This is a genomic window from Sphingomonas sp. GW821-FHT04B01, from assembly GCF_059420425.1.
In genome coordinates this window covers 427,950-452,112 of record NZ_JBWKTR010000003.1, presented here as the reverse complement: position 1 = coordinate 452,112, position 24,163 = coordinate 427,950, and the positions used below count along the sequence as shown (strand labels likewise).

General features: G+C 67.2%; 19 protein-coding genes and 2 tRNA genes. 10 read left to right on the top strand and 11 right to left on the bottom strand.

Going from position 1 to position 24,163, the window contains the following annotated elements:
• Positions 1-43: 43 nt before the first annotated feature.
• Entirely contained in the window at positions 44-4,198 is a 4,155-nt protein-coding gene (gene rpoB / locus AC07UH_RS10930; protein WP_495179825.1) for a DNA-directed RNA polymerase subunit beta, read from the bottom strand.
• Between the two features lie 384 nt (positions 4,199-4,582).
• Between rpoB and AC07UH_RS10925 the strand changes: the two genes are divergently transcribed.
• Together AC07UH_RS10925 and AC07UH_RS10920 are read left to right on the top strand one after the other, a co-directional pair.
• The gene (locus AC07UH_RS10925; RefSeq protein ID WP_495193945.1) at positions 4,583-5,731 is read left to right on the top strand and encodes a hypothetical protein; all 1,149 of its coding nucleotides are present in this window, start codon (positions 4,583-4,585) and stop codon (positions 5,729-5,731) included.
• A gap of 83 nt (positions 5,732-5,814) precedes the next feature.
• Positions 5,815-6,795 carry a PAS domain-containing protein gene (locus AC07UH_RS10920; protein WP_495179827.1) on the top strand — a complete coding sequence of 327 codons (981 nt, stop codon included), beginning with the start codon at positions 5,815-5,817 and terminating at the stop codon, positions 6,793-6,795.
• A 132-nt stretch (positions 6,796-6,927) separates the two neighbouring features.
• Here the strand turns inward: AC07UH_RS10920 and rplL are convergent, their stop codons facing one another.
• Both rplL and rplJ read right to left on the bottom strand, forming a co-directional pair.
• Entirely contained in the window at positions 6,928-7,305 is a 378-nt protein-coding gene (gene rplL, locus AC07UH_RS10915; protein WP_137898384.1) for a 50S ribosomal protein L7/L12, read from the bottom strand.
• Between the two features lie 75 nt (positions 7,306-7,380).
• Positions 7,381-7,896, bottom strand: a complete 516-nt coding sequence (rplJ, locus tag AC07UH_RS10910) for a 50S ribosomal protein L10 (protein ID WP_037530318.1) — start codon at positions 7,894-7,896, stop codon at positions 7,381-7,383.
• A gap of 485 nt (positions 7,897-8,381) precedes the next feature.
• Between rplJ and AC07UH_RS10905 the strand changes: the two genes are divergently transcribed.
• From AC07UH_RS10905 to AC07UH_RS10895, 3 genes are all read left to right on the top strand, one after another.
• A complete protein-coding gene (locus AC07UH_RS10905) occupies positions 8,382-10,874 on the top strand; it encodes a PhoX family protein (RefSeq protein ID WP_495179828.1) in 2,493 nt (830 codons plus the stop codon).
• 141 nt (positions 10,875-11,015) lie between these two features.
• Positions 11,016-11,537, top strand: coding sequence for a PilZ domain-containing protein (locus tag AC07UH_RS10900; RefSeq protein ID WP_495179829.1), 522 nt, complete (start codon positions 11,016-11,018; stop codon positions 11,535-11,537).
• A 76-nt stretch (positions 11,538-11,613) separates the two neighbouring features.
• Positions 11,614-12,459: an oxidoreductase gene (locus tag AC07UH_RS10895; RefSeq protein ID WP_495179830.1), complete on the top strand. Its 846-nt coding sequence runs from the start codon at positions 11,614-11,616 to the stop codon at positions 12,457-12,459.
• A 661-nt stretch (positions 12,460-13,120) separates the two neighbouring features.
• On the opposite strand, the gene rplA is transcribed toward AC07UH_RS10895, so the two are convergent.
• Both rplA and rplK read right to left on the bottom strand, forming a co-directional pair.
• Complete coding sequence (rplA, locus tag AC07UH_RS10890; RefSeq protein WP_137898387.1) at positions 13,121-13,813, bottom strand: 50S ribosomal protein L1; 693 nt, start codon at positions 13,811-13,813, stop codon at positions 13,121-13,123.
• A gap of 4 nt (positions 13,814-13,817) precedes the next feature.
• On the bottom strand, positions 13,818-14,249 hold the full coding sequence (gene rplK / locus AC07UH_RS10885) for a 50S ribosomal protein L11 (RefSeq protein WP_037530328.1): 432 nt from the start codon (positions 14,247-14,249) through the stop codon (positions 13,818-13,820).
• 196 nt (positions 14,250-14,445) lie between these two features.
• Here rplK and AC07UH_RS10880 point away from each other — a divergent pair, with 196 nt between their 5' ends.
• A complete protein-coding gene (locus AC07UH_RS10880; protein WP_495179831.1) occupies positions 14,446-16,692 on the top strand; it encodes a S9 family peptidase in 2,247 nt (748 codons plus the stop codon).
• 7 nt (positions 16,693-16,699) lie between these two features.
• Here the strand turns inward: AC07UH_RS10880 and dinB are convergent, their stop codons facing one another.
• A complete protein-coding gene (gene dinB / locus AC07UH_RS10875; RefSeq protein ID WP_495179832.1) occupies positions 16,700-17,791 on the bottom strand; it encodes a DNA polymerase IV in 1,092 nt (363 codons plus the stop codon).
• Between the two features lie 68 nt (positions 17,792-17,859).
• Here dinB and AC07UH_RS10870 point away from each other — a divergent pair, with 68 nt between their 5' ends.
• Positions 17,860-18,453, top strand: a complete 594-nt coding sequence (locus tag AC07UH_RS10870; protein ID WP_495179833.1) for a cysteine hydrolase family protein — start codon at positions 17,860-17,862, stop codon at positions 18,451-18,453.
• Between the two features lie 185 nt (positions 18,454-18,638).
• Here the strand turns inward: AC07UH_RS10870 and AC07UH_RS10865 are convergent, their stop codons facing one another.
• From AC07UH_RS10865 to AC07UH_RS10855, 3 genes are all read right to left on the bottom strand, one after another.
• Positions 18,639-19,088 (bottom strand): hypothetical protein, encoded by a 450-nt coding sequence (locus AC07UH_RS10865; protein WP_495179834.1) that lies wholly within the window; start codon positions 19,086-19,088, stop codon positions 18,639-18,641.
• Between the two features lie 28 nt (positions 19,089-19,116).
• Positions 19,117-19,193: transfer RNA gene (locus AC07UH_RS10860), tRNA-Arg, on the bottom strand.
• Positions 19,194-19,225: 32 nt separating this feature from the next.
• Positions 19,226-19,302 (bottom strand) — tRNA-Pro (locus AC07UH_RS10855).
• 140 nt (positions 19,303-19,442) lie between these two features.
• On the opposite strand from AC07UH_RS10855, the gene pnuC reads away from it, so the two are divergent.
• Both pnuC and AC07UH_RS10845 read left to right on the top strand, forming a co-directional pair.
• Positions 19,443-20,015: a nicotinamide riboside transporter PnuC gene (gene pnuC / locus AC07UH_RS10850; RefSeq protein ID WP_495180468.1), complete on the top strand. Its 573-nt coding sequence runs from the start codon at positions 19,443-19,445 to the stop codon at positions 20,013-20,015.
• Positions 20,012-20,536, top strand: a complete 525-nt coding sequence (locus tag AC07UH_RS10845; RefSeq protein ID WP_137898391.1) for an AAA family ATPase — start codon at positions 20,012-20,014, stop codon at positions 20,534-20,536. The genes pnuC and AC07UH_RS10845 overlap by 4 nt, the downstream gene beginning before the upstream one ends.
• Before the next feature lie 39 nt (positions 20,537-20,575).
• Here the strand turns inward: AC07UH_RS10845 and AC07UH_RS10840 are convergent, their stop codons facing one another.
• The gene (locus tag AC07UH_RS10840; protein ID WP_495180469.1) at positions 20,576-21,457 is read right to left on the bottom strand and encodes a CsgG/HfaB family protein; all 882 of its coding nucleotides are present in this window, start codon (positions 21,455-21,457) and stop codon (positions 20,576-20,578) included.
• A gap of 197 nt (positions 21,458-21,654) precedes the next feature.
• Between AC07UH_RS10840 and lepA the strand changes: the two genes are divergently transcribed.
• Complete coding sequence (gene lepA, locus AC07UH_RS10835; RefSeq protein WP_038660738.1) at positions 21,655-23,478, top strand: translation elongation factor 4; 1,824 nt, start codon at positions 21,655-21,657, stop codon at positions 23,476-23,478.
• 57 nt (positions 23,479-23,535) lie between these two features.
• Here the strand turns inward: lepA and AC07UH_RS10830 are convergent, their stop codons facing one another.
• Positions 23,536-23,949, bottom strand: coding sequence for a hypothetical protein (locus AC07UH_RS10830; RefSeq protein WP_038660735.1), 414 nt, complete (start codon positions 23,947-23,949; stop codon positions 23,536-23,538).
• Between the last annotated feature and the right edge of the window lie 214 nt (positions 23,950-24,163).

Genomic DNA, 24,163 nt, shown 5'->3' with positions numbered 1-24,163 from the left:
CCGCGGCTTGCCCCTCTCCCACGGGGGGAGAGGGGACTTGAGGTCACTCCGCGGCGATCGCGATGCCGTCCTCGTCGACCTGGTCCTGCATCGTCTTGAGATCGACGTTGAGACCCAGCGAGCGCATTTCCTTGACGAGCACGTTGAAGCTCTCGGGGATGCCGGCCTCGAACGTGTCGTCGCCCTTGACGATCGCCTCATAGACCTTGGTGCGGCCGACGACGTCGTCGGACTTCACCGTCAGCATCTCCTGCAAGGTGTAGGCGGCGCCGTATGCCTGCAAGGCCCAGACCTCCATCTCACCGAAGCGCTGGCCGCCAAACTGCGCCTTACCGCCCAGCGGCTGCTGGGTGACGAGGCTGTACGGCCCGATCGACCGGGCGTGGATCTTGTCGTCCACGAGATGGTGCAGTTTCAGCATGTAGATGATGCCGACGGTCACCTTGCGGTCGAACTTGTCGCCGGTGCGGCCGTCGAACAGCTCCGACTGGCCCGACGTGTCGAGACCCGCCAGCTCCAGCATCGCCGACACGTCGCTCTCGCGGGCGCCGTCGAACACCGGGGTGCCCATCGGGATGCCGGTCCGGATGTTCTTGACCAGCTCGACGATCTCCTCGGGCTCGCGGCTCTGGATGTCCTCGGCATAATGATCGCCATAGACTTCCACGAGACGCGACCGAACCGCGTCGGGCATCTCGCCCGCCTTGGCGTCGGGGTTGGCCTCGCGCCAATCCTCAAGCGCGGTCGCGACCTGCATACCCAAATTGCGGGCGGCCCAGCCGAGATGCGTTTCGAAGATCTGCCCAACGTTCATGCGCGACGGCACGCCCAGCGGGTTGAGCACCAGATCGACCGGCGTCCCGTCGGCGAGGAACGGCATGTCCTCCTGCGGCAGGATGCGGCTGATGACGCCCTTGTTGCCGTGACGGCCGGCCATCTTGTCGCCCGGCTGCAGCTTGCGCTTCACCGCGACGAAGACCTTGACCATCTTGAGCACGCCGGGCGGCAGCTCGTCGCCACGCTCCAGCTTCTCGCGACGATCGTGGAACTTGTCCGTGATCCGCTTGGCGGCTTCGTCATACTGCTGCTTGACGGCTTCCAGATCGCCCTGGACCTTGTCGTCGGCGACCGCGAACTTCCACCATTCGTGGCGGTCGACGCTGTCGAGCAGGTCCATGTCGATCGTCGCGCCCTTCTTCAGGCCCTTCGGCACCGCCGTGGCGACCTGATCGAGCAGCATCTCGCGCAGACGCGACCAGGTCGCGCGGTTGAGGATGGTGCGCTCGTCGTCCGAGTCCTTCTTCAGGCGCTCGATCTCCTCGCGCTCGATCGCCATCGCGCGCTCGTCCTTGTCGATGCCGTGACGATTGAAGACGCGGACGTCGACGATCGTGCCGGCAACGCCCGGCGGCAGACGCAGCGAGGTGTCGCGGACGTCGGACGCCTTCTCGCCGAAGATGGCGCGGAGGAGCTTCTCTTCCGGCGTCATCGGGCTCTCGCCCTTCGGCGTGATCTTGCCGACGAGGATGTCGCCCGGCTCGACCTCGGCGCCGACGTAGACGATGCCCGCCTCGTCGAGGTTGCGCAGGGCTTCCTCACCGACGTTGGGGATGTCGCGCGTGATGTCCTCCGGCCCGAGCTTCGTGTCGCGGGCCATCACCTCGAACTCGTCGATATGGATCGACGTGAACACGTCGTCCTTTACGATCCGCTCGCTGATGAGGATCGAATCCTCATAGTTGTAGCCGTTCCAGGGCATGAACGCGACGAGCGCGTTGCGGCCCAGCGCCAGCTCGCCGAATTCGGTCGACGGGCCGTCGGCGATGACGTCGCCGGCGTTGACCACGTCGCCCACCTTCACCAGCGGACGCTGGTTGATGCAGGTCGACTGGTTCGAGCGCTGGAACTTCATCAGCGTGTAGATGTCGACCCCCGACTTGGCCGAATCGACCTCACCAGTGGCCCGCACGACGATACGGCTGGCGTCGACCTGGTCGACGATGCCGGCGCGCTTGGCGGCGATCGCGGCGCCCGAGTCACGGGCGACCGTCTCTTCCATGCCGGTGCCGACGAACGGCGCTTCCGCCTTCACCAGCGGCACGGCCTGACGCTGCATGTTCGAGCCCATCAGCGCGCGGTTGGCGTCGTCGTTTTCCAGGAACGGAATAAGCGACGCGGCGACCGACACCAGCTGCTTGGGGCTGACGTCCATCAGCGTGACGTTGTCGGGGAGCGCCATCAGGAACTCGCCCGCCTGACGCGACGACACCAGCTCCTCGGTGAAGCCCTTGTCCGGCCCCAGCTCTGCCGAGGCCTGCGCGATCGTGTGCTTGGCCTCTTCCATCGCCGACAGATACACCACGTCGTCGGTGACCTTGTGGTCGACGACCTTGCGGTACGGCGTCTCGATGAAGCCGTATTTGTTGACGCGGCTGAACGAGGCGAGGCTGTTGATCAGACCGATGTTCGGGCCTTCCGGCGTCTCGATCGGGCAGATGCGGCCGTAATGCGTCGGGTGAACGTCGCGGACTTCGAAGCCGGCGCGCTCACGCGTCAGACCGCCCGGCCCGAGCGCCGAAACACGACGCTTGTGCGTCACTTCGGACAACGGGTTGGTCTGGTCCATGAACTGCGACAGCTGCGACGAGCCGAAGAATTCGCGCACCGCGGCGACCGCCGGCTTGGCGTTGATGAGGTCGTTCGGCATCACCGTCGACACGTCGACGGACGACATGCGCTCCTTCACGGCGCGCTCCATGCGGAGCAGGCCGACGCGATACTGGTTCTCGAGCAGCTCGCCGACCGACCGCACGCGGCGGTTGCCGAGATTGTCGATATCGTCGATCTCGCCCTTGCCGTCCTTCAGGCCGACCAGCGTCTTGATGACGGCGAGGATGTCCTCGCTGCGCAGCGTCGTCACCGTATCAGGGCAGTCGAGGTCGAGGCGCATGTTGAGCTTGACGCGACCCACGGCGGACAGGTCGTAGCGGTCCGGATCGAAGAACAGGCCGGCGAACAGCGCTTCGGCGGTCTCGAGCGTCGGCGGCTCGCCGGGGCGCATGACGCGATAGATGTCGGACAACGCCTGCTCGCGCTCTTCGGCCTTGTCGGCCTTCAGCGTGTTGCGGATCCAGGCGCCGGTTGAGACGTGATCGATGTCGAGCAGTTCGATCGTGTCGATGCCCGCCTTGTCCAGCGCTTCGAGGTTCTCGGGACCGATCTCGTCACCGGCCTCGACGTAGATCTCGCCGGTCGTCTCGTTGATGAGGTCATAGGCCGAATAGCGTCCGAAGATCTCTTCGGTCGGGATCAGCAACTGGGTGAGGCCGTCCTTCGCCGACTTGTTGGCGGCACGCGGCGAGATCTTCTGCTGCGCGGCAAACACGACCTCGCCCGACGAGGCATCGACGATGTCGAACAGCGGCTTGACGCCACGCCAGTTCTCCGGCGCGAACGGGATGATCCAGCCGCCCTGGCCGCGCACATAGGTGACACGGTTGTAGAAATAGTTGAGGATATCCTCGCTGGTCATGCCGAGCGCATAGAGCAGCGCCGTCACCGGCAGCTTGCGCTTGCGGTCGATACGGACGTTGACGATGTCCTTGGCGTCGAACTCGAAGTCGAGCCACGAGCCGCGATAGGGGATGACGCGCGCGGCGAACAGATACTTGCCCGAGGCGTGGGTCTTGCCGCGGTCATGGTCGAACAGCACACCCGGCGAACGGTGCATCTGCGACACGATGACGCGCTCGGTGCCGTTGATGAAGAAGGTGCCGTTCTCGGTCATGAGCGGCATGTCGCCCATGTAGACGTCCTGCTCCTTGATATCGATGACCGACTTGGCCTCGGTATCCGGATCGACCTCGAACGCGGTCAGGCGCAGGGTGACGCGCATCGGCGCGGCATAGGTGATGCCACGCTGGCGGCATTCCTCGACGTCGAACTTCGGCGGCTCGAGAACATAGTCGTCGAAATCGAGATAGGCGGTGCCGGCGAAATCCTGGATCGGGAAGACGCTGCGCAGCGTCTTTTCGAGGCCCGACACGTGGCCGGTGCTCTTGTCCGAACGGAGGAACTGCTCGTAGCTCTCGCGCTGAACCTCGATCAGGTTCGGCATCTGGATGACTTCGTGGATGTCCCCGAAGATCTTGCGGATGCGCCGCTTCGCGGTGCTGCCCTGGATCGCCTTGCTGGCCATGGTGTTATGCCCTCAGTCGTGGCCGGCCCGTCGAAAACGGGCGTCGGCCGGAATATCGTGCCCGGGAACCCCCGGAGCGGGACGCGAGGTGCGACGCAAAAAAGCCGAGCGCATCGCAGTGCGTCGGCCTTCGGCGTCTATGAACCAGAACCCTCTATCCGTACGATGCACTGCGCGACGGCGCATCATGTCCCGAAAGCTGTGGTGAAACGCGGATATAGGCGCAGGTGTGGACGCTGTCAAAGGGGGTGTATCCAACCTTCGGGCATCGCATGGCTTCGCCCTGTCGTCGTACCGGGGCGGTTCGTCGCAGCGAGGGTGGCGGTCGTGAACCGTTCACTAAGGAGCGCGCAAGCGTTTTGGGTGAGATCAGGGTACATGAACATGAAGCGGGGCGCGCGGCTCAGCGCGGTCGCCCTTTTGGTGGCGGGCGCGGCTGCGGCTCCCGGCGTGGCGCAGACGTCGAGCACGACCGCGCCGCAGACCATTCCGGGGCTGGACAATTTCAGCCTGACGCCGTCGCAGCAGACCCCGATCCCGCAGCCGACGCCAGCGCCGCAGCCGAGCCCGGCGCCGGTGGTGACGCCGACGCCGCGGGCGACCGCAACCCCCTCCGCGCGTCCCACGCCGACTCCTCGCGCCACGCCGACGTCGAGCCCGACGCCGACACCGACCCCGGCTCCCAGCGCGACGCCGGTGACGGCCGCTCCGACGCCGGCGGCCGAGCCGTCACCGGTCGCGACGATTGCGCCGACACCGGTTCCGGTCGCAACGCCATCGGCCACCCCGGTCGATGTGGCGGCGTCTTCGTCTGAGTCCGCCACGGGCTGGTGGCTGGGCGGGGCGGCGGTGCTGGCGATCGCCGCCGCAGCCGGCTGGTGGCTGTTGCGGCGCCGCGCGAGCGAGCAGCCTGCGGAGGTCGTGGCTGTCGAGCCGACGCCTCGCCCGCGCCCTCCGGCACCTGTGCCGGCACCTGTGCCGGCACCGGCACCGGCAGCGCCGCAACCGGCGATGCTCGCGCCCGAGCCGGTCGACCGCGCGCGGCTGACGCTGGCGCTGCACCCGCGCCGCGCCGGGCTCAACCTGCTCAGCGCCACCGTCGAAGCGGAGCTGGAGGTGCGCAACCTCGGCACCGTGCCCGCGACGGCGATCCGCGTCGGCGTCGCGCTGACCGGCGCCGGTCCGGGGCAGGAGGGCGACGTGGCGGCGGTATTCGCGGCGCCGGTCGGGCGTACCGCGGTGCCGCCGTTCGCGCTCGCGCCGGGCGAGACGCGGCGGGTGCGGATCGTCGCCGCGCTGCCGCGCACCGAGATCCGGCCGCTGGAAGCCGGGGGGCGGGCGATGTTCGTGCCGGTCGTGGCGGTCAATTTGCTCTACGATGCGGGCGGTAGCGAGGGGCAGAGTGCGGCGGCCTTTGCGGTCGGCGTCGAGCGCGTCGATTCCGCCAAACTGGTCCCGTTCTGGTTCGACCAGCCCGCCCGGATGTACGACGCGCTCGGCGTTCGTCCCTATGCGGTTGCGGTGGAACGATGATTCGCGCGGGTTGCATAATGGTCGGGAGCGGGTAACGGCTGACGGCGTGTCCACTTTGGTCCGATTACGGGCCAGGAGAATATATGGCTGCCGAACGTCATGGTGCCGAGATCTGGGCAGCGGTGTGCCGTGCGACCAACGTCGTCCAGTTCGACCATGTCGGTCACGTCATCTGGGCGAGCGAGCGGTTCTGCACGACGATGGGCTATGGTCTGTCAGAGATGCAGGGTTTGCATCACCGCGTGTTCTGCTCGGCGCAGGAACTGGCGTCGCCGGGCTATCGGCGGCTGTGGCATGATCTGGAACGCGGTCGCGCGGTCTCTGGCGAATGCACGCGCATCACCAAGGACGGCCGCGAGGTCCGTCTGCATGCCGCTTATGATCCGCTGACCGACGACGACGGCGCGGTCTGCGGTTTCGTCAAGGTCGCGACCGACGTCACCGATCGCCGGCGCAGCGATGCCGAGCGCAGCGCGCGGCTCGCGGCGCTCGACCGCAGCCAGGCGGTGGTCGAGTTCGCGCCCGACGGTGTGGTCTTGCATGCGAACGAGCGGTTCCTCGCGCTGACCGGCTATCGGCTGGAGGATGTCGTCGGGCGGCATCATCGCAGCTTCTGCGACCCCGGCTACGTGGCGTCGACCGGCTATGCCGCCTTCTGGGCACGGATGGCCGGCGGCGAGATCGACAGCGGCGTCCATTGCTGGCGCGCCCGCGACGGCGAGGAATGCTGGCTGCAGGCGAGCTATACGCCGGTGTCCGATGCGACGGGGCGGCCGTTGCGCATCGTTGCGATCGCCAGCGACGTCTCGCGGCAGGTGCGGCTCGACCGCGCGGTCGCCGAGCGGCTCGACGAGCAGCAGCGCTTCCAGTCGGCGCTCGAGGCCAAGACCGCGGAGGTGCAGGAGATGATGACGCAACTCGCCGGCGTCGTCGGCACGATCAAGTCGCTGTCGGCGCAGGCCGATCTGATGAAGCTCAACGCAGCGATCGACGCGGCGCATGCCGGCGAGGGGGCGGTGCACGGGATCGGTACGGGCGCGTGGCGGGCGCGCCGACGCGGCTGACCGCAACGGGCGCGGATACGAAAAAGGGCGGCCTCCTTGCGGGGGCCGCCCTTGTCCTGTCGCTGGCCGACCGGAGACCGGCCAGGCCTTGCGGAGGGGGGGGCAGCGTGCTGGCCGACCCTCCGCTGCGGCTTACTTGAGCTCGACGGTCGCGCCGGCGTCTTCGAGCTGCTTCTTGACCTTCTCGGCCTCGTCCTTGTTCACGCCTTCCTTGACGGCCTTCGGCGCGCCTTCGACGAGCGCCTTGGCTTCGGTCAGGCCGAGACCGGTGATGGCGCGGACTTCCTTGATGACGTTGATCTTCTTGCCACCGTCGCCGGTGAGGATCACGTCGAACTCGGTCTTCTCTTCGGCGGCCGGAGCCGCTGCGCCGGCGCCGCCGGCGGCAGGCGCCGCAACCGCAGCGGCGGCCGAAACGCCCCACTTCTCTTCGAGCAGCTTCGAGAGCTCGGCGGCCTCGAGGACGGTCAGTTCGCTCAGCTGGTCAACCAGCGCGTTCAGGTCTGCCATGATAGTTCCTTCATATGCTGGGGCCGACGGCCCCAAGTGTCAGTTGAAAATCGCTTGTCCGAAAGCGCCTGAGGTTCAGGCGGCTTCCTTCTCGGCGTAGGCCGACAGCACGCGCGCGATCTGCGCCGCGGGAGCCTGGGTGATGGTCGCGAGCTTCGTTGCCGGGGCAACGATGAGGCCGACGATCTTCGCCCGGAGTTCATCCAGCGAGGGCAGGGTGGCGAGCGCTTGCACGCCGGCAACGTCGAGAGAGGTCGCACCCATCGCACCGCCGACGATTTCGAACTTGTCGTTCGTCTTCGCGAATTCGACCGCAACCTTGGCTGCGGCGACGGGGTCGATCGAGGTGGCGAGGCCGACCGGACCGGTGAGCAGGTCGCCCACAGAGCCGTAATCGGTGCCATCGAGTGCGATCTTGGCAAGCTTGTTCTTCGAGACCTTGTAGGTCGCGCCGGCATCACGCATCGCGTTGCGCAGTCGGGTGGACTGGGCAACCGTCATTCCGTTGTTGCGGGTAACGACTACCACGCCGACTTCGGAAAAGGTGCGATTCAACTCGGCAACGGCCGCGGCCTTTTGAGCACGATCCATGCCATTCTCCACGTTTTGAGAGTGCCGCACGAAGCGACCCTCCCGGTTACAAACCGGAGGGGAAAACCCCGCCGGGGTTGTCCATCGATGGGGAAGGCACCCGTGAAGGGCGGCAGACCGGCGCGCAGCGAGGCGAACCGATCGTCGAATTCCTGTCCCCGTCTCGGCAGGACATTAAGCCGCGGCAAATCCGCGGCACCTGCTGTCTTGGACGGATGCGCGACGGGCGAACCCACCGGCAAGCGCGTGCCTCTAGTGGAATGCGGGGCGGAGTCAAGACTCGTCCGGCATCGCTCCACCCGCCGGTGGTTCGACGTGCGGGAGTTGGGCAGAAATTCCTCCCCCGCCAGGGGGAGGATTTAGGGTTGTCATCTTCGCGTCATCTGAACTTCATCTTCCCGTCACCCCGCTGCAACCCCGCTGCCGCTTTTCGCGGCCAAAGACCGCGGCATAGCGGCAGTTCGCCGCGCAGCGGGGGAACCATCATGACGATCCAGAGCCTGTCCACCATCGGCTATGACGATGGCGACATCGACACCAACGTCAGCGCCAATCCGCATATCGGCGAACTGATCGCCAGCCGCTATTCGCGCCGCCAGACGTTGCGCGGCGGCATCTCGGCGATGACCGCGGCGGTGTTCGGCGCCGGCATGCTCGCCGGCTGCGATCAGGATGACGAGCGGCGCGCGACCACGGTCACCGCCGGCGGCGCGATCACCACCTCGGCCGGGAAGACCGTGACGCTCACCGGCACGGTGACCAGCGGCAAGTCCGCCTCGACCGCATGGACGCAGATCAGCGGCCCGATCGTCAGCCTTACCAACGCGACGAGCGGGACCGCCAGCTTCACCGCACCGGCAGTGACCGCCGCGACGCCGCTCGCCTTCCAGTTCACCAGCACCTCGACCGACGGCATCCGCTCGATCGCCGACACGACCGTCACCGTCGCGCCCGCGACGCTCGACTTCACCGCGGTGCCGAAGAGCCTCGCCGACGTCGTTGCGGTGCCGTCGGGCTATCAGGTCACCGTGCTCTACCGGCTGGGCGATCCGATCAACGGCAGCGTCGGCGCCTATGCCAACGACGGCAGCGACACGAACTTCTCGGCACGCGCCGGCGACCATCACGACGGCATGAGCTTCTTCGGCCTCGCCGCGACCGGCACCGCGCCCGATCCGACCAACAGCAGCCGCGGCCTGCTCGTGCTCAACCACGAGAATATCACGCAAAGCTATCTGCATCCCAACGGGCCGACGACCACGGGCGGCGTCCGTCCGACCGCCGAGGTGCTCAAGGAGATCGAGGCGCACGGCGTCAGCGTAATCGAGATCAACCGCGGCACCAGCGGCTGGAGCTACGTCAACAGCAGCAGCCTCAACCGCCGCATCACCCCGTTCACGCCGATGGACGTCTCCGGTCCCGTGAAGGGCAGTGCGCTGCTGTTCACCGCTTACTCGCCGACCGGCGTCGCGGCGCGCGGCACGATCAACAATTGCGCCAACGGCACGATGCCGTGGAACACCTATTTGACCAACGAAGAGAATTGGGCCGGCTATTTCCGCCGCGAGGCCGGCGACAACGCCCGTCGCACCGCCGCACTCGGCGCCAAATCGGTCGTCGCGTTCAGCCGCTACGGGCTCAACACCGGCAGCAACGACGCGCTGAAGGCGGGTAACTACAATTGGGCGACCGCCGCCGCGCCGGCGGCCGGCGACACCCGCATCGCCAAGTTCAACGCCACGGTCGACGCGACCAAGGCCGCCAACGGCACCGGCGACTTCCGCAACGAGCCCAACCAATATGGCTGGGTGGTCGAGATCGACCCGTTCGATCCCGCCTCGACGCCGCGCAAGCGCACCGCGCTCGGCCGCATGAACCACGAAGGTTGCGTGATTGGCCGGACGATCGCCGGCGTGCGCCCCGCTTTCTACATGGGCGACGACGCGCAGAACGAATATGTCTACAAGTTCGTCTCGTCGGCGACCTGGTCGGCGGCGGATGCGAGCGCGACCAACCGGCTCGCGATCGGCGACAAATATCTCGACACCGGCACGCTCTACGTCGGCAAGTTCAACGCCGACGGCAGCGGCCAGTGGTTGCCGCTGGTGTTCGGCCAGGGGCCGCTGACCGGCGCCAACAGCGCTTATGCCTTCGCCGATCAGGCTGACGTGCTGACCCACGCCCGGCTGGCCGGCGACGCGCTCGGCGCGACGAGGATGGACCGGCCGGAATGGACCGCGGTCAATCCGGTGACCGGCGAGATGTATCTGACGCTGACCAACAATTCGTCCCGCACCGTCGCCACCACCGATGCCGCCAACCCGCGCGCCTATAGCGACCCCAAGACCACAGGAGGGGCGAGCAACGGCAATCCCAACGGCCATGTCATCCGCCTGCGCGAGACCGGCGACAGCAGCGAGGCGCTGACCTTCGCCTGGGACATCTATGCCTTCGGCGCGGGCAGCGATCTCAACCCGGCGAACATCAACCTGTCCAACCTCGATGCCACCAACGATTTCTCCTCGCCGGACGGCCTGTGGTTCGCGCGGCCGAGCAACGTCGCGGGGCAGGGCACGCCGCTGCTGTGGATCGAGACCGACGACGGCGCCTATACCGACGTGACCAATTGCATGCTGCTCGCCGCAATCCCGGGGACGGTCGGCGACGGCGGCACGCGCACCTTCACCAACAGCCTCGGCGGCCAGACCGCGTCGCAGACCACCCGGATCGGCAAGGCGCCGGGGACCGCGCTCAAGCGCTTCCTGGTCGGGCCGAAGGAATGCGAGATCACCGGCATCGATTCGACGCCCGACGGCCGTTCGATCTTCGTCAACATCCAGCATCCCGGCGAGGGCGGCGGCCCGTCGAACCTCACCAGCAACTGGCCGCAGAGCCAGGCGAGCGGCACCGGCAGCGGCCGGCCGCGCTCGGCGACGATCGTCATCACCAAGAGCGACGGCGGCATCATCGGCCTGTGATCCGTCGGGTGCCGCGCCCCGGTCGGGCGCGGCACCGTCTTGGTCGAAAACGGATTTGTCGATTACGGACGTTTAAGGTTTCGGGGGCATAACGACGCTCATGCCCGCGTCCGCCTCCTTTCCGATTCATCGGTCCCAGCGATGAAGACGCGGGAACCGCGGGTGAAGGTGATGGTCCGCGCCCGGATGCGCGCCGGCGCCGACTGGACCGACGTGGTCATCCACAACATGTCGTCACGCGGCCTGCTCGCATCGTCCAGCCCGGTCTGCCGGCCGGGCACGGTGATCGAGATCCGCCGCATCCATCATATCGTCGTCGGCCGCGTGGTCTGGCAGAAGGGCGCCTTCTTCGGGGTGCGGACGCAGGACCCGATCGATATCCAGGGTATCGTCACCGCCCAGCCGCCCGCACATAAGCCGCAGCGGAGCGATGCGGGCGAGGACGACCGCCGGGCGGTCCGCCGCGTGCCGGCTGCCGAGCGCGAGGCGCAGAGCCGGCGCTTCGCCTCGGCATTCCAGTTCGTCGTGCTGATCGCGGCGGTCGGTGCCGCGGCGCTGTTCGCGGCGCAGGAGGTCGGGTCGGTGCTGTCGCGGCCGTTCGCGGCGGTGGGCGCGGCGCTGGCGGGCGGTGCCGATGCGACGGGAAGCGCCGCCGGAAACTGATCGCGGCGAGGAACCGGGACCGGGCTGCGGCATTGCCGATGTTCGATCCTTTCCCTTGGTCCAAGGCTTTCCGATCATGACGCTGCCATCCTCCCCCGTCTGGTTCATCACCGGCTGTTCCACCGGCTTCGGCCGCGATCTCGCGCGTCTCGTCCTCGATCGAGGCTGGCGCGTCGTCGTCACCGCGCGCGATGCGGCGCGGGTCGCCGATCTGGTCGAGGGCGCCGAGGATCGCGCGCTGGCGCTCGCGCTCGACGTCAACGACGCCGGGCAGGTGCGTGCGGCGGTCGCGGCCGCGCAGGAACGGTTCGGGCGTATCGACGTGCTCGTGAACAACGCCGGTTACGGCTATCAGGCGAGTGTCGAGGAAGGCGAGGAGGCGGCGATCCGCGCCCAGTTCGACACCAACGTCTTCGGCCTGTTCGCGCTGACCCGCGCGGTGCTGCCCGGCATGCGCGCGCAGCGGGCCGGTCACGTCATCAACTTCACTTCGGTCGCCGGGCTGATCGGCTTTCCGGGATCGGGCTATTATGCCGCGTCCAAACATGCCGTGGAGGGCTGGTCGGACGGTCTCGCCGCCGAGGTCGGGCCGCTCGGCATCGCGGTGACCTGCGTCGAGCCGGGGCCGTTCCGCACCGATTGGGCCGGCCGGTCGCTGCAGCAGACGCCGGTGCGGATCGCGGATTATGCCGAGACCGCGGGCAAGCGGATGGAATCGACCAAGCAGATCAGCGGCGAACAGGCCGGCGACCCGGTACGGGCGGGCGAGGCGATCATCGCTGCCGCTGAGGCGGCCACGCCGCCGCGCCATCTGGTGCTCGGCAAGTTCGGCTTCGAGGCGGTGACCGCCAAGCTCAAGGAGCGGCTCGCGGAGATCGAGGGCCTGCGCGAGCAGGCGCTGGGGGCGGATTTTCCGGCGTAGGCTCGCTTATGCCTGTCACCCGGACGTGTTCGAGGCCTCTGCGAAAGTCCGGACTACCGGTAGGTCAGCGTAGTGCTTCTGCGAAAGCAGGAGCCCAGAGCCAAGTAAAATAACGTCTTATGGCGTTCGAGACTCCTGGGCTCCTGCTTTCGCAGGAGCACTGGGTGGCTTTAGTAGAGGTCTAGCCATGGTCCGGAGTCCGCCCTGTGGCGGGACGAATGGCATGAGCCTCTACCGTGCTCCCGCGTCCCGGTGGACCCCGGACTCGGTCGAGGCTTTGGCGAAAGTCGGCCCGATACCCGTCAAGGCTATCCCCCTGCGAAGGCCGGGGCCCAGTTGGGTGGAGGTTGGCGACGACGTACCGCCGCCTTTCCAACTGGGCCCCGGCCTTCGCCGGGGTACATAGGGTGGTTTGCATTTCCGTCACCCCGGGCTTGACCCGGGGTCCCGCTTCTTCCTGCTCGGCAACCATGGGGTCGATAGCGGGACCCCGGATCAAGTCCGGGGTGACGGATTGAATGTGCGAAGTCACCGCGCCAATGAATGTCGATCCCACCTAGATCCAGTCCGGGGCGACCTAGCTATTTAGATACTTATCCGCACCAACAAAAAGGGCCGGGATTGCTCCCGGCCCTTTTCGTATTCGCGTGGCGCGAAAGGCTCAGGCGCCTGCGACCTCGGTGGTGTCGACGCGGATGCCCGGGCCCATCGTCGAGCTGACGGCGACCTTGCGGACATACTTGCCCTTGGCGCCCGACGGCTTGGCACGCACCACGGCGTCGACCAGCGCGTCGAAGTTGCGACGCAGGTCTTCCTGCGTGAACGACGCCTTGCCGATGCCCGAGTGGATGATGCCGGCCTTCTCGACGCGATACTCGACCTGACCGCCCTTGGCGGCCTTGACCGCTTCGGCGACGTTCATCGTCACGGTGCCGAGCTTCGGGTTCGGCATCAGGCCCTTGGGGCCGAGCACCTTACCGAGGCGACCGACGACGCCCATCATGTCCGGGGTCGCGATGCAGCGATCGAAATCGATCGTGCCACCCTGGATCGTCTCCATCAGGTCTTCCGCACCGACGACGTCGGCACCGGCGGCCAGAGCCTCCTCGGCCTTGGCGCCGCGGGCGAAGACGCCGACGCGGACGGTCTTGCCGGTGCCGGCGGGCAGCGTGACGACGCCGCGGACCATCTGGTCGGCGTGGCGCGGATCGACGCCCAGGTTCAGCGCGACCTCGATGGTCTCGTCGAACTTGGCGGTGGCGTTCTGCTTGGCCAGCGCGATCGCCTGATCGACGCCGTGCAGCGTCTCAGGGTTCACGGCGTTGGACTTCTGCTTCTTGGTCAGCTTGGCCATGATCTCAGCCCTCCGTCACTTCGAGGCCCATCGCGCGGGCGGAGCCTTCGATGATCTTGGTCGCAGCCTCGATGTCGTTGGCGTTCAGATCCTTCATCTTGGTCTGGGCGATCTCGGTCAGCTTGCTGCGCGCGATCTTGCCCGCGACGACCTTGCCCGGCTCCTTCGAACCCGACTTCAGGCCGGCGGCCTTCTTGATCAGGAATGACGCCGGCGGCGTCTTGATCTCGAAGCTGAACGAACGGTCGGCATAGACGGTGATCTTGGTGGGCAGCGGCGTGCCCTTGTCCATGTCGGTCGTCTGCGCGTTGAACGCCTTGCAGAATTCCATGATGTTGACGCCGCGCTGACCGAGGGCCGGGCCGATCGGCGGGGCGGGCTTGGCGTCGCCTGCAGGAACCTGCAGGTTGATGTAACCTGTGATCTTCTTTGCCATGTCACTCTCGTTTCAAGTTTAGCGGTCCGAGCGGGCGTCTCCGCCCTCCCGCAAGCATCCAGCCAAAGCGTGGAAGCGGCGGCCGTTAGCGGAAAGCGGGCGGCGGGGCAAGGGCGGTGCGGATCTGACGATCGTATACGGGGGCGGGATCGTGCGATACCATCTCGCAAACAGCAGATGGGGAAGTCTGAAGACGATGCGCAATGCCCTGATCCTCGCCGGCCTCGCCACGATGTCGCAACCCGTGCCCGCGGCGGCGCAATCGACGCCGCTGACGCTGGAGCGCATCTTCGGCGACAAGGCGATCCCGATGGATCGCGTCGAGGGCGGCGAATGGACCGCCGATGGCAAGGGCTATGACGCGATCGAACCGTCCAAGGCGGTCGCCGACGGCACCGACCTCGTCCGCTACGACGTCGCGCGCAACACGCGCACCGTGCTGGTCGCGGCAGGTGACCTCGTCGTGCCGGCGACGGGCAAGCCGATCGCGATCCAGAGCTATGCCTGGTCCGCGGACGGCAAGCGGCTGTTGATCTTCACCAACGGCACGCGCTTTCGCCGCACCCGGGCGCTCGGCGACTATTGGCTGTTCGATGTCGCCGCCAAAACGCTGCGCCGGATCGGCGGCGATGCGCCGACCGCCAGCCTGATGTACGCGGACTTCTCGCCCGACGGCAGCCGCATCGCCTATGTCCGTGCCAACAACCTGTACGTCGAGCCGAGCGCGGGCGATGCGCCGCCGCGGCAGCTCACCCGCGACGGCAGCGACCTGATCGTCAACGGCCTCGGCGACTGGGTGTATGAAGAGGAATTCTACCTCCGCAAGGCATGGTCGTGGAGTCCGGATTCCAAGACGATCGCCTTCTGGCGGTTCGACACGTCCGGGGTCGGCACCTTCTACATGATCAGCAACACGGTGGGGCAATATTCCCGGCCGATCCCGCTGCAATATCCCAAGGTCGGCACCACCAATTCGGCGGTGCGCGTCGGCACGATCGACGTGGCGAGCGGCGCGACGCGATGGATCGGCCTGACCGGCGATCCGCGCCAGAATTACGTGCCGCAGATGAGCTGGGCGGGGACCAGCGGCAAGCTGTTCCTGCAATATGCCAACCGGCTGCAGAACACCTATCGGCTGCTGCTCGCCGACCCCGCCAGCGGGACGACGCGGCCGGTGTTCGTCGAACGCGACGCCGCATGGGTCGAGGCCAATGGCGATCCGACCTGGCTCGACGGCGGCAAACGCTTCACCTGGCTGAGCGAGCGCGACGGCTGGCGGCATCTGTACGTCGCCTCTGCCGACGGCAAGCCGCCGAGCCTGCGCACCCCCGGCAGGTTCGACGTCGTCAGCCTGCTGCGCGTGGACGAGGCGCAGGGCTGGGCGTGGTTCACCGCCTCGCCGGACAATCCGACGCAGCGCTACCTCTATCGTGCCACGCTGACCGGCAAGCCGCGGGTCGAGCGGGTGACGCCGGCGGGGCAGGCGGGGACGCACGGCTATGACATCGCCCCCGGCGCGCATTGGGCGCGGCACACCGTCTCGGCGATCGACCGTGCGCCGGTGACCGAGATGATCGACTTCACCACGCAGGCCCCCGTGCGCGTGCTCGCCCGCAACGCCGCCTTGCAGGACGAGATCGCGCACGAGCCGCTCGGGCCGACCGAGTTCACCCGGCTCGATCTCGGCAAGGGGGTGTCGGTCGACGCCTGGATCATGAAGCCGGCGGGTTTCGATCCCGCCAAACGCTATCCGGTGCTGTTCCAGGTCTATGGCGAACCCTGGGGACAGACGGTCGCCGACGCCTGGGGCGGCAATACCGCCTTGTGGCATCGCATGCTCGCCGAGCGCGGCTACATCGTCGCCAGCATCGATCCGCGCGGCACGAACACGCCGCGGGGACGCGACTGGCGCAAGAGCATCTATCGCCGGCTCGGCGTCATCGGGCCGGAGGATTATGCCGCCGGCGTCCGCAAGCTGATCGCCGAGCGGCCCTATATCGATCCGGCGCGGATCGGCATCTGGGGCTGGAGCGGCGGCGGATCGAGCACGTTGCACGCGATGTTCCGCTTCCCCGAGCTGTTCAAGACCGGCATCGCCGTCGCCGCCGTCTCCGACCAGATGCTCTACGACACCGTCTATCAGGAGCGCTACATGGGCCTGCCGGCGGATAATGAAGCTGGCTACAAGGCGGGGTCGCCGATCACTTATGCTACGGGGCTGACGGGCAATCTGCTCGTCATCCACGGCACCGGCGACGACAACGTCCATTACCAGAATCTCGAACAACTCGAGGATCGGCTGATCGCCGCCAACAAGCCCTTCACGATGATGGCCTATCCCGACCGCACGCACGGCATCTACGAGAAGCCGGGGACCAGCCTGCATCTCTATTCGCTGATGACGCGCTACCTCGAGACCAATTTGCCGCCGGGTGGCCGGTGATCGGCGCTCACAGCGGCAGGCTGGGCTGAACCTCCTCCGCGTCGGCGGCGTCGCGCAGGATGCCCGACAGCGTCAGGCCGAGCAGCCGCACCCCATCGGGCACCGGCAGCTGCGCGTCGAGCAGTTCGTCGCCGATGCGCAGAAAGTCGGCCTCGCTGGTCACCGGCAGCGCGAGCGAGCGGGCCCGCGTCATCGTGCGGAAGTCGGCGTGGCGCAGCTTCAGCGTCACCGTCCGGCCCCGCACCCCCGATCGTTCGATCCGCACCCAGGCCGCCTCGGCGACACGGGCGAGCGCGGCGTGCAGCTCGTCGGGCGCGGACAGATTGGTCTCGAACGTCCGCTCGGCACCGACCGATTTGGCCTCGCGGTGGGCGCGTACCGGGCGATGATCGACGCCGCGCGCCGCCGCGAACAGATAGTCGGCGTAGGAACCGAAATGCGCCTGGAGGAAGGGCAGGGGGCGGTCGCGCAGGTCGGCGCCGGTGAGGATGCCGAGCTGCTCCATCCGCTTGGCGGTGACCGGTCCCACGCCGTGGAAGCGCTTGACCGGCAGCGAGGCGACGAACGCCGCGCCCTTGTGCGGCGGGATGACGCAGAGCCCGTCGGGCTTGTTCTGGTCGGAGGCTAGCTTGGCGATGAACTTGTTGTAGCTCACCCCGGCCGAGGCGGTGAGGCCGGTATCGGCGCGGATGCGTGCGCGGATCTCCTCGGCGATGGCACTCGCCGAACCAAGCCCGCGCACGTCGGTGGTGACGTCGAGATAGGCCTCGTCGAGCGACAAAGGCTCGATCGCGTCGCTATAATCGGCGAAGATCGCGCGGATCTGCTGCGAGACGGCGTGATAGACGTCGAAGCGCGGCCGGACGAAGACGAGGTCGGGGCAGCGGCGCAACGCGGTGACCGACGGCATCGCGGATCGCACGCCGAACGCCCGCGCCTCGTAGCTCGCCGCGGCGACGACGCCGCGCGCGCGCGATCCGCCGACCGCGACCGGCTTGCCGCGCAACGTCGGATCGTCGCGCTGCTCCACCGACGCGTAGAAGGCGTCCATGTCGACATGGATCACCTTTCGCTGAGGAGGCGTTTCGCCATCGGCCATGATCCCGTTTCGTTCCAAACGCATTACAGATCAAGGCGCCGCCGCGGTAAAAGCGCTACGGATGTTCCATGGCGCAACAGCAGCTTCCTCCCGCCGCGGGGCATACCGCGCTCATCATCATCGACATGATCAACGCACTCGACTTCGACGGCGGCGATCGGCTGAAGGAATCGGCGGAGGCGACGATCGCGCCGATCCTCGCGCTGCGCGACGCGGCGGACGCTGCCGGCGTGCCGGTGATTTACGTCAACGACAACGACGGGCAATGGCATTCCGATCGCGACAAGCTGATCGAGGAGACGCTGTCGCGCGCATCGCTGGGGCAGGCGCTGACCGAGGCGCTGCGGCCGCGCGACACCAACTATTTCATCATCAAGCCGCAGTTTTCCGGCTTCTACGCGACCAACCTGCCGGTGCTGCTGCCGCAATTGGGCGCGAGCCGGCTGGTGCTCACCGGGGTTGCCGCCGACATTTGCGTGCTGTTCACCGCTGCCGACGCGCATATGCGACAATATGATCTATGGGTGCCGTCCGACGGGGTAGCGGGCGACCACGATGCGCGGACGCGCTGGGCGCTGGAGATCATGGCGAACAGTATGCAGGCGGAAATCCGGCCGACCGGCGAATTGTCGCTGGCCGAGTGGGTCGCCGCCGCCGGTTAGGACGATTGTTCGCGCTGCAACCGGGACGACCGAGGTTGCATTTGTGCACGCGGGCAGCGCGGCATATAGGCGCCCCCATGAGCCGCACCCCTGCGGCATTGCCGAGGTGTTAAGTGCTGAGCCTGATCGTCCACATCATCGCTTACCGTCGCCAGCGCGCCGGCTGATCGGCGGGGCCGGGACCGTCAGTCGCTTTCTGCGAGCGCCGCCTCGACCGCTTCCACCGAAATTCCGAAGGCGCCGGCGAGGCCGGTGAGCGAGGCGCCGCGCTTCGCCAGCTCGCGCATCCGGGCGATATCGACCACCGTGGCATAGCCGCGCGTATCGCGTTGTTCGCGCACCACGTCCTTGCGGCCCGAGCCGCGGCGGCGCTGTGCGGCGGCGGCATGGGGATCGCCTTCCGCCAGTCGCTGTTCCTCCTCGCGGCGGGCTTCGCGGGCCTGTTCGCGCTCGCGCATCTCGGCCTCGCGGCTGGCGAGCCGTTCCTTCAAGCGCTGTTCGGTGTCGCCGGCACGCTCGCGTGTCCGCGCCTCTCGGGCGGCGGCGCGTTCGGCCGCGCGTTGTTCGAGGGTGAGATTGCTGCGGACGCGGAAGTCCGCCGATGGCGAGGGCGTGCCCCAGCTCTTGTCCACCACGATCGTGGCTCCGGCATGATTTGAAAAATGGTGCACCCAGAGCGATTCGAACGCCCGACCCTCAGATTCGTAGTCTGATGCTCTATCCAGCTGAGCTATGGGTGCATGTGCCACGGCGGGAGCCGCGGCGGATATAATGGTCGGGAAGAGAGGATTCGAACCTCCGGCCCCTGCCTCCCGAAGACAGTGCTCTACCAGGCTGAGCTACTCCCCGACGGAGTACGTCCGGGGCCCTTGGAAAGGGTCCGTCCGTGCTTGGAGGCGCGCCTATACCCACGCCGGATAGCGGATGCAAGCGCCGGAATCGCACCCTTGCGAAATCCGCGTGCAACGTCCTAGGCAGAGCCGGTGAATATGGTCGAAGCGCTTGCCGCCGCACTCGTCATCGTCAACGTCGCGCTGGTCGCGGCGCGCAACGTGTGGAACTATCCGGTCGCGCTCGCGGCGGTGGCGATCTACGGCTGGGTGTTCGTCGGAGCGCATCTCTACAGCGACGCGCTGCTGCAAAGCTTCTTCTTCGCCGCCAATCTCTATGGCTGGGCCAATTGGGCGCGCAGCCGGGCAGATGCGGGCGAAGTGGTGGTCGAGCGGCTCGATCCGGTGACGCGCCTGACGTGGCTGGGTGGCGGCATCGTCGCCTGCCTGGTCTGGGGCACCCTGATGCACCGTTATACCGATGCCTCCTATCCGTGGTGGGACGGCGGCATCGCGATCGCCTCGGTCGCGGCGCAGGTACTGCAGGCGCGGCGCGCGATCGAGAGCTGGTGGGTGTGGATCGCGGTCGATGTCGCCAGCGTGCCGCTCTATGCCGCCAAGGGATTGATGTTCACCACCGGCCTGTATCTGGTGCTGCTCGGCCTTTCGATATGGGGGCTGAACGATTGGCGGCGCGCACGCGGGCGGCAGGGCAGGATGGCATTGGCATGACGTTGCGTTCGATCTGTCTGCACGGGCCGGAGAGCACCGGCAAGTCGACGATGATGCCGCGGCTGGCGCAGCATTTCGGCGGCGTGCCCTGCGTCGCCGAGTTCGGCCGCGCCTATTGCGAGGCGTTCGGCACCGATCTGACGATGGCCGACCTCGTCGAGATCGGGAAGGGCCACGATGCCAAGGTCCGCCATGCACTCGCCGAGCGCAGCTATCCGGTGATCATGGACACCGATCCGCTGATGACCGCGGTGTGGGCGGACATGATGTTCCGGCGGCGCGACGCATGGTTCGCGACGTGGAGCAACACCGCCGATATCTATCTGCTGTTCGACATCGACCTGCCGTGGGAGGACGACGGCACCCGGATGTTCGGCGGCGAAGCGGCGCGGCGGCGCTTCTTCGAACTGAGCAAGGCGGTGCTGGAGGAGCGTGGCGTGCGCTGGGCGCTGGTGTCGGGGCAGGGCTCGACGCGCTACCTTAACGCGTTGCGCGCGATCGAGGCGCTGAGCCGCGATTGAGGGGACGGCCTGCCACGTGGCGGGCCGTCCCCCTGCGCATCAGCTCGACGGGGCGAGCTTGGTGTTGAGCACCCAGCCGACAATGTCGTTCTCGTCGGCGACCTCCCACCACAGGCCGTCCTTCTTGCCGGTCGGGTAGACGATCGCGCCGGTCGGCAGCGTCCGCACCACCTTGCTCGACGCGAGCCCGCTCTCGCGCAGCGCGACCGGCGCCTGCGCGGTGAAGGTCTTGGCGGGAGCGGCCTGCGCGGTGCCGGCGTCGCCCGGGGTGACGAGGCCGAGCCCGGTCACCAGCTTCGAATAGGCCTGGATGAACGACAGGGTCACGATCCGGCCGATCTCGGTATTGTCATAGCCGCCGCCCGCCGCGCCGGCGACCGACAGGAAGCCGCCACCGCCGAAGGCGAGGTTGTTCTTGGCGGCATAGCCTTCCTCGGTCGCGAGCGTCTCGGTAGTGCGGACGTTGGTCAGCGACAGGACGGTGTTCGCCTCCATCTTCTTGCTCTTGAGGCCGCCGAGCAGGCCGCCCACCGCGCCGCCGAGCAGCCCGCCGGCGACGCCCGCGACGGCATTGCCGCTGACGTTGCTGTTGGCGCCCTGGATCTCGGCGACCATCACGTAATCGGTCGCCTTGATCTGGCCCTGGCCGACGTTGGCGCCGCGCTGCAGCCCCAGATTGCCGCCGATGTTGCGCTCGATCTGCGCGGCGTTGAGGCCGGTGCCGCGATCGACGAGGTTGAAGCAGCCCGACCGCTGGACGAGCACCTTGAGCAGCTTGGAGGGCGGGGCGAGGCTGTATTGCGTCCACCAGTGCGGATCGTCGCCGTCGGCGATCGAGAGGGTGCCGAGCTTGCGCACGCAATGCGGCACCTCGGCGGACAATTTGGTCTGGAGCTTCTGCCCGCTCGACTCGCGGGCCAGCTTCTGCGCGTCCGCGACGCCAGACACGACCAGTCCCACGCCGGCCAATGCGGCGATAAGTATCTGCTTTCTCACTTCCACTGTTCCTCCCAAGCGATCAGCTCGCTCGAGACGTCGTCGCGGAGCCCCCTTGATCGGCGTCCCGGAGCCGTCGGCATCTAGCACCCGGCCCGCTGGTGCGCTAGGCGCGTGGCGATATGGCTACTCCTCCCGACACGATCCGTAACTTCTCAATCATCGCGCATATCGACCATGGCAAGTCGACCCTCGCCGACCGTCTGATCCAAAGGACAGGAGGGCTGACCGATCGTGAGATGTCGAGCCAGGTGCTTGATAACATGGATATCGAGAAGGAACGCGGGATCACGATCAAGGCGCAGACGGTGCGCCTGTCCTATCCCGCGAAGGATGGCGTGACCTATACGCTCAACCTGATGGACACGCCGGGGCACGTCGACTTCGCCTATGAGGTCAGCCGCAGCCTCGCCGCCTGCGAGGGCGCGCTGCTGGTGGTCGACGCGGCGCAGGGCGTCGAGGCGCAGACGCTCGCCAACGTCTATCAGTCGATCGAGCACGACCACGAAATCGTGCCCGTCATCAACAAGATCGACCTGCCCGCCGCCGAACCCGAGCAGGTGCGCAAGGAGATCGAGGACGTCATCGGCATCGACGCGTCGCAGGCGGTGCTGGCCAGCGCCAAGTCGGGGATCGGCATCGACGAGATCCTCGAGGCGATCGTCACGCGCATCCCGCCGCCCAAGGGCGATCCCACCGCGCCGCTGAAGGCGATGCTGGTCGACAGCTGGTACGATCCGTATCTCGGCGTCGTCATCCTCGTCCGCGTCATGGCCGGCGTGCTGAAGAAGGGGCAGCAGGTCAGCTTCATGCAGGCCGGCACCACGCATCTGGTCGATCGCGTCGGCTGTTTCCGGCCGAAGATCGAGCAGCTCACCGACCTCGGGCCGGGCGAGATCGGCTTCATCACCGCGCAGATCAAGGACGTCGCGCAGGCACGCGTCGGCGATACGCTGACCGACACCAAGCGCCCCGCCGCCGAGGCGCTGCCGGGGTTCAAGGAAGTCCAGCCGGTGGTGTTCTGCGGGCTGTTCCCGGTCGATGCCAACGACTTCGAGAAGCTGCGCGAATCGATCAGCAAGCTGCGCCTCAACGATGCCAGCTTCAGCTTCGAGATGGAGACGTCGGCGGCGCTCGGCTTCGGCTTCCGCTGCGGCTTCCTCGGCCTGCTCCACCTCGAGATCATCCAGGAGCGGCTGACCCGCGAATATGACCTCGACCTCATCACCACCGCGCCGTCGGTGGTCTATCAGATCGAGCTGACGCATCCCGATCCGGCGGGGATCACGCAGATCGACCTGCACAATCCCGCCGACATGCCCGACGTCAACAAGATCAAGACGATCAGCGAGCCGTGGATCAACGCGACGATCTACGTCCCCGACGAATATCTCGGCTCGATACTCAAACTCTGTCAGGACCGGCGCGGCATCCAGCAGAATCTGACCTATGTCGGCGGGCGCGCGCAGGCGACCTACGAACTGCCGCTCAACGAGGTGGTGTTCGACTTCTACGACCGGCTGAAATCGCTGTCGAAGGGCTATGCGAGCTTCGACTATCAACAGATCGGCTATCGCGAGGGCGACCTCGTCAAGATGAGCATCCTCGTCAACGAGGAGCCGGTCGACGCGCTCAGCATGATCGTCCACCGCGGCACCGCCGAGGTGCGCGGCCGCGGCATGGTCGAGCGGCTGAAGGAGCTGATCCCGCGCCATTTGTTCAAGATCCCGATCCAGGCGGCGATCGGCGGCAAGGTGATCGCGCGCGAGACGATCAGCGCTATGCGCAAGGACGTCACCGCGAAATGCTATGGCGGCGACGCCACCCGCAAGCGCAAGCTGCTCGACAAGCAGAAAAAGGGCAAGGCGAAGATGCGCGAATACGGCTCGGTCAGCATCCCGCAGGAGGCGTTCATCGCCGCGCTGCGCATGGGCGACGAGAGCTAGGCCCGAAGCCGCGACGCCCGATCATCGTCGGGCGTCGCGGTTCGAGCCCGGACAGGATCACATGTAATTGGCGGGGTTCGGGCTCGGCATGCGGCATGCGCGGGTGCGGCCGCGCTTGCAGGCGGCGACCTGATCGCGCCAGTCGGCCATCGCCATCGCATAGGCGCGCTCGCGATCGGACTGCAAAGCGGCGTCGGCGGCGATGGTGTGGCGGCGCGCGCGCATCGCGGCACGGTAGCGGCGCACGTCCGCCTGATAGCGCGCCTCGTTGGCGGCATTGACCGCGGTGACCGCGCCATTGTCGAAGCTTGCCACGGCGCCGACCTGACGGTTGGCGGCGGCGACTTCGGGTGCGGTTTCGGCCGCGACGGCATCGTCGCGCTGCTCGGTCGGAGTCGGCGGCGTGGGGGTGGTCTGCGCGACGACCGGCGCGGCGATCAGCGCGGCGCCGATCAGGATGGGACGAAACATGGCATACTCCTCGTTACGCTCGCGACAATGGGCGGGAGGAGTGATGGTTCCGGGTTGAGTGGATGCGCGTGATCGCGTCACGACGGCGAAGACCAGACCTCCAGTTTTAGTCCCGGCATCGCCACTTACACCGCGCGATGGCGAGGCCGGATCGACATTCATTAGTGCCGGGACCTCGACACCTGCGATCCGTCACCCCGGACTTGATCCGGGG

Excerpts from the sequence above, each read along its gene's own strand:
- rpoB (WP_495179825.1), bottom strand. The coding sequence starts at position 4,198 with ATGGCCAGCAAGGCGATCCAGGGCAGCACCGCGAAGCGGCGCATCCGC.
- AC07UH_RS10925 (WP_495193945.1), top strand. The coding sequence starts at position 4,583 with ATGAAGCGGGGCGCGCGGCTCAGCGCGGTCGCCCTTTTGGTGGCGGGC.
- AC07UH_RS10920 (WP_495179827.1), top strand. The coding sequence starts at position 5,815 with ATGGCTGCCGAACGTCATGGTGCCGAGATCTGGGCAGCGGTGTGCCGT.
- rplL (WP_137898384.1), bottom strand. The coding sequence starts at position 7,305 with ATGGCAGACCTGAACGCGCTGGTTGACCAGCTGAGCGAACTGACCGTC.
- rplJ (WP_037530318.1), bottom strand. The coding sequence starts at position 7,896 with ATGGATCGTGCTCAAAAGGCCGCGGCCGTTGCCGAGTTGAATCGCACC.
- AC07UH_RS10905 (WP_495179828.1), top strand. The coding sequence starts at position 8,382 with ATGACGATCCAGAGCCTGTCCACCATCGGCTATGACGATGGCGACATC.
- AC07UH_RS10900 (WP_495179829.1), top strand. The coding sequence starts at position 11,016 with ATGAAGACGCGGGAACCGCGGGTGAAGGTGATGGTCCGCGCCCGGATG.
- AC07UH_RS10895 (WP_495179830.1), top strand. The coding sequence starts at position 11,614 with ATGACGCTGCCATCCTCCCCCGTCTGGTTCATCACCGGCTGTTCCACC.
- rplA (WP_137898387.1), bottom strand. The coding sequence starts at position 13,813 with ATGGCCAAGCTGACCAAGAAGCAGAAGTCCAACGCCGTGAACCCTGAG.
- rplK (WP_037530328.1), bottom strand. The coding sequence starts at position 14,249 with ATGGCAAAGAAGATCACAGGTTACATCAACCTGCAGGTTCCTGCAGGC.
- AC07UH_RS10880 (WP_495179831.1), top strand. The coding sequence starts at position 14,446 with ATGCGCAATGCCCTGATCCTCGCCGGCCTCGCCACGATGTCGCAACCC.
- dinB (WP_495179832.1), bottom strand. The coding sequence starts at position 17,791 with ATGGCCGATGGCGAAACGCCTCCTCAGCGAAAGGTGATCCATGTCGAC.
- AC07UH_RS10870 (WP_495179833.1), top strand. The coding sequence starts at position 17,860 with ATGGCGCAACAGCAGCTTCCTCCCGCCGCGGGGCATACCGCGCTCATC.
- pnuC (WP_495180468.1), top strand. The coding sequence starts at position 19,443 with ATGGTCGAAGCGCTTGCCGCCGCACTCGTCATCGTCAACGTCGCGCTG.
- AC07UH_RS10845 (WP_137898391.1), top strand. The coding sequence starts at position 20,012 with ATGACGTTGCGTTCGATCTGTCTGCACGGGCCGGAGAGCACCGGCAAG.
- lepA (WP_038660738.1), top strand. The coding sequence starts at position 21,655 with ATGGCTACTCCTCCCGACACGATCCGTAACTTCTCAATCATCGCGCAT.
- AC07UH_RS10830 (WP_038660735.1), bottom strand. The coding sequence starts at position 23,949 with ATGTTTCGTCCCATCCTGATCGGCGCCGCGCTGATCGCCGCGCCGGTC.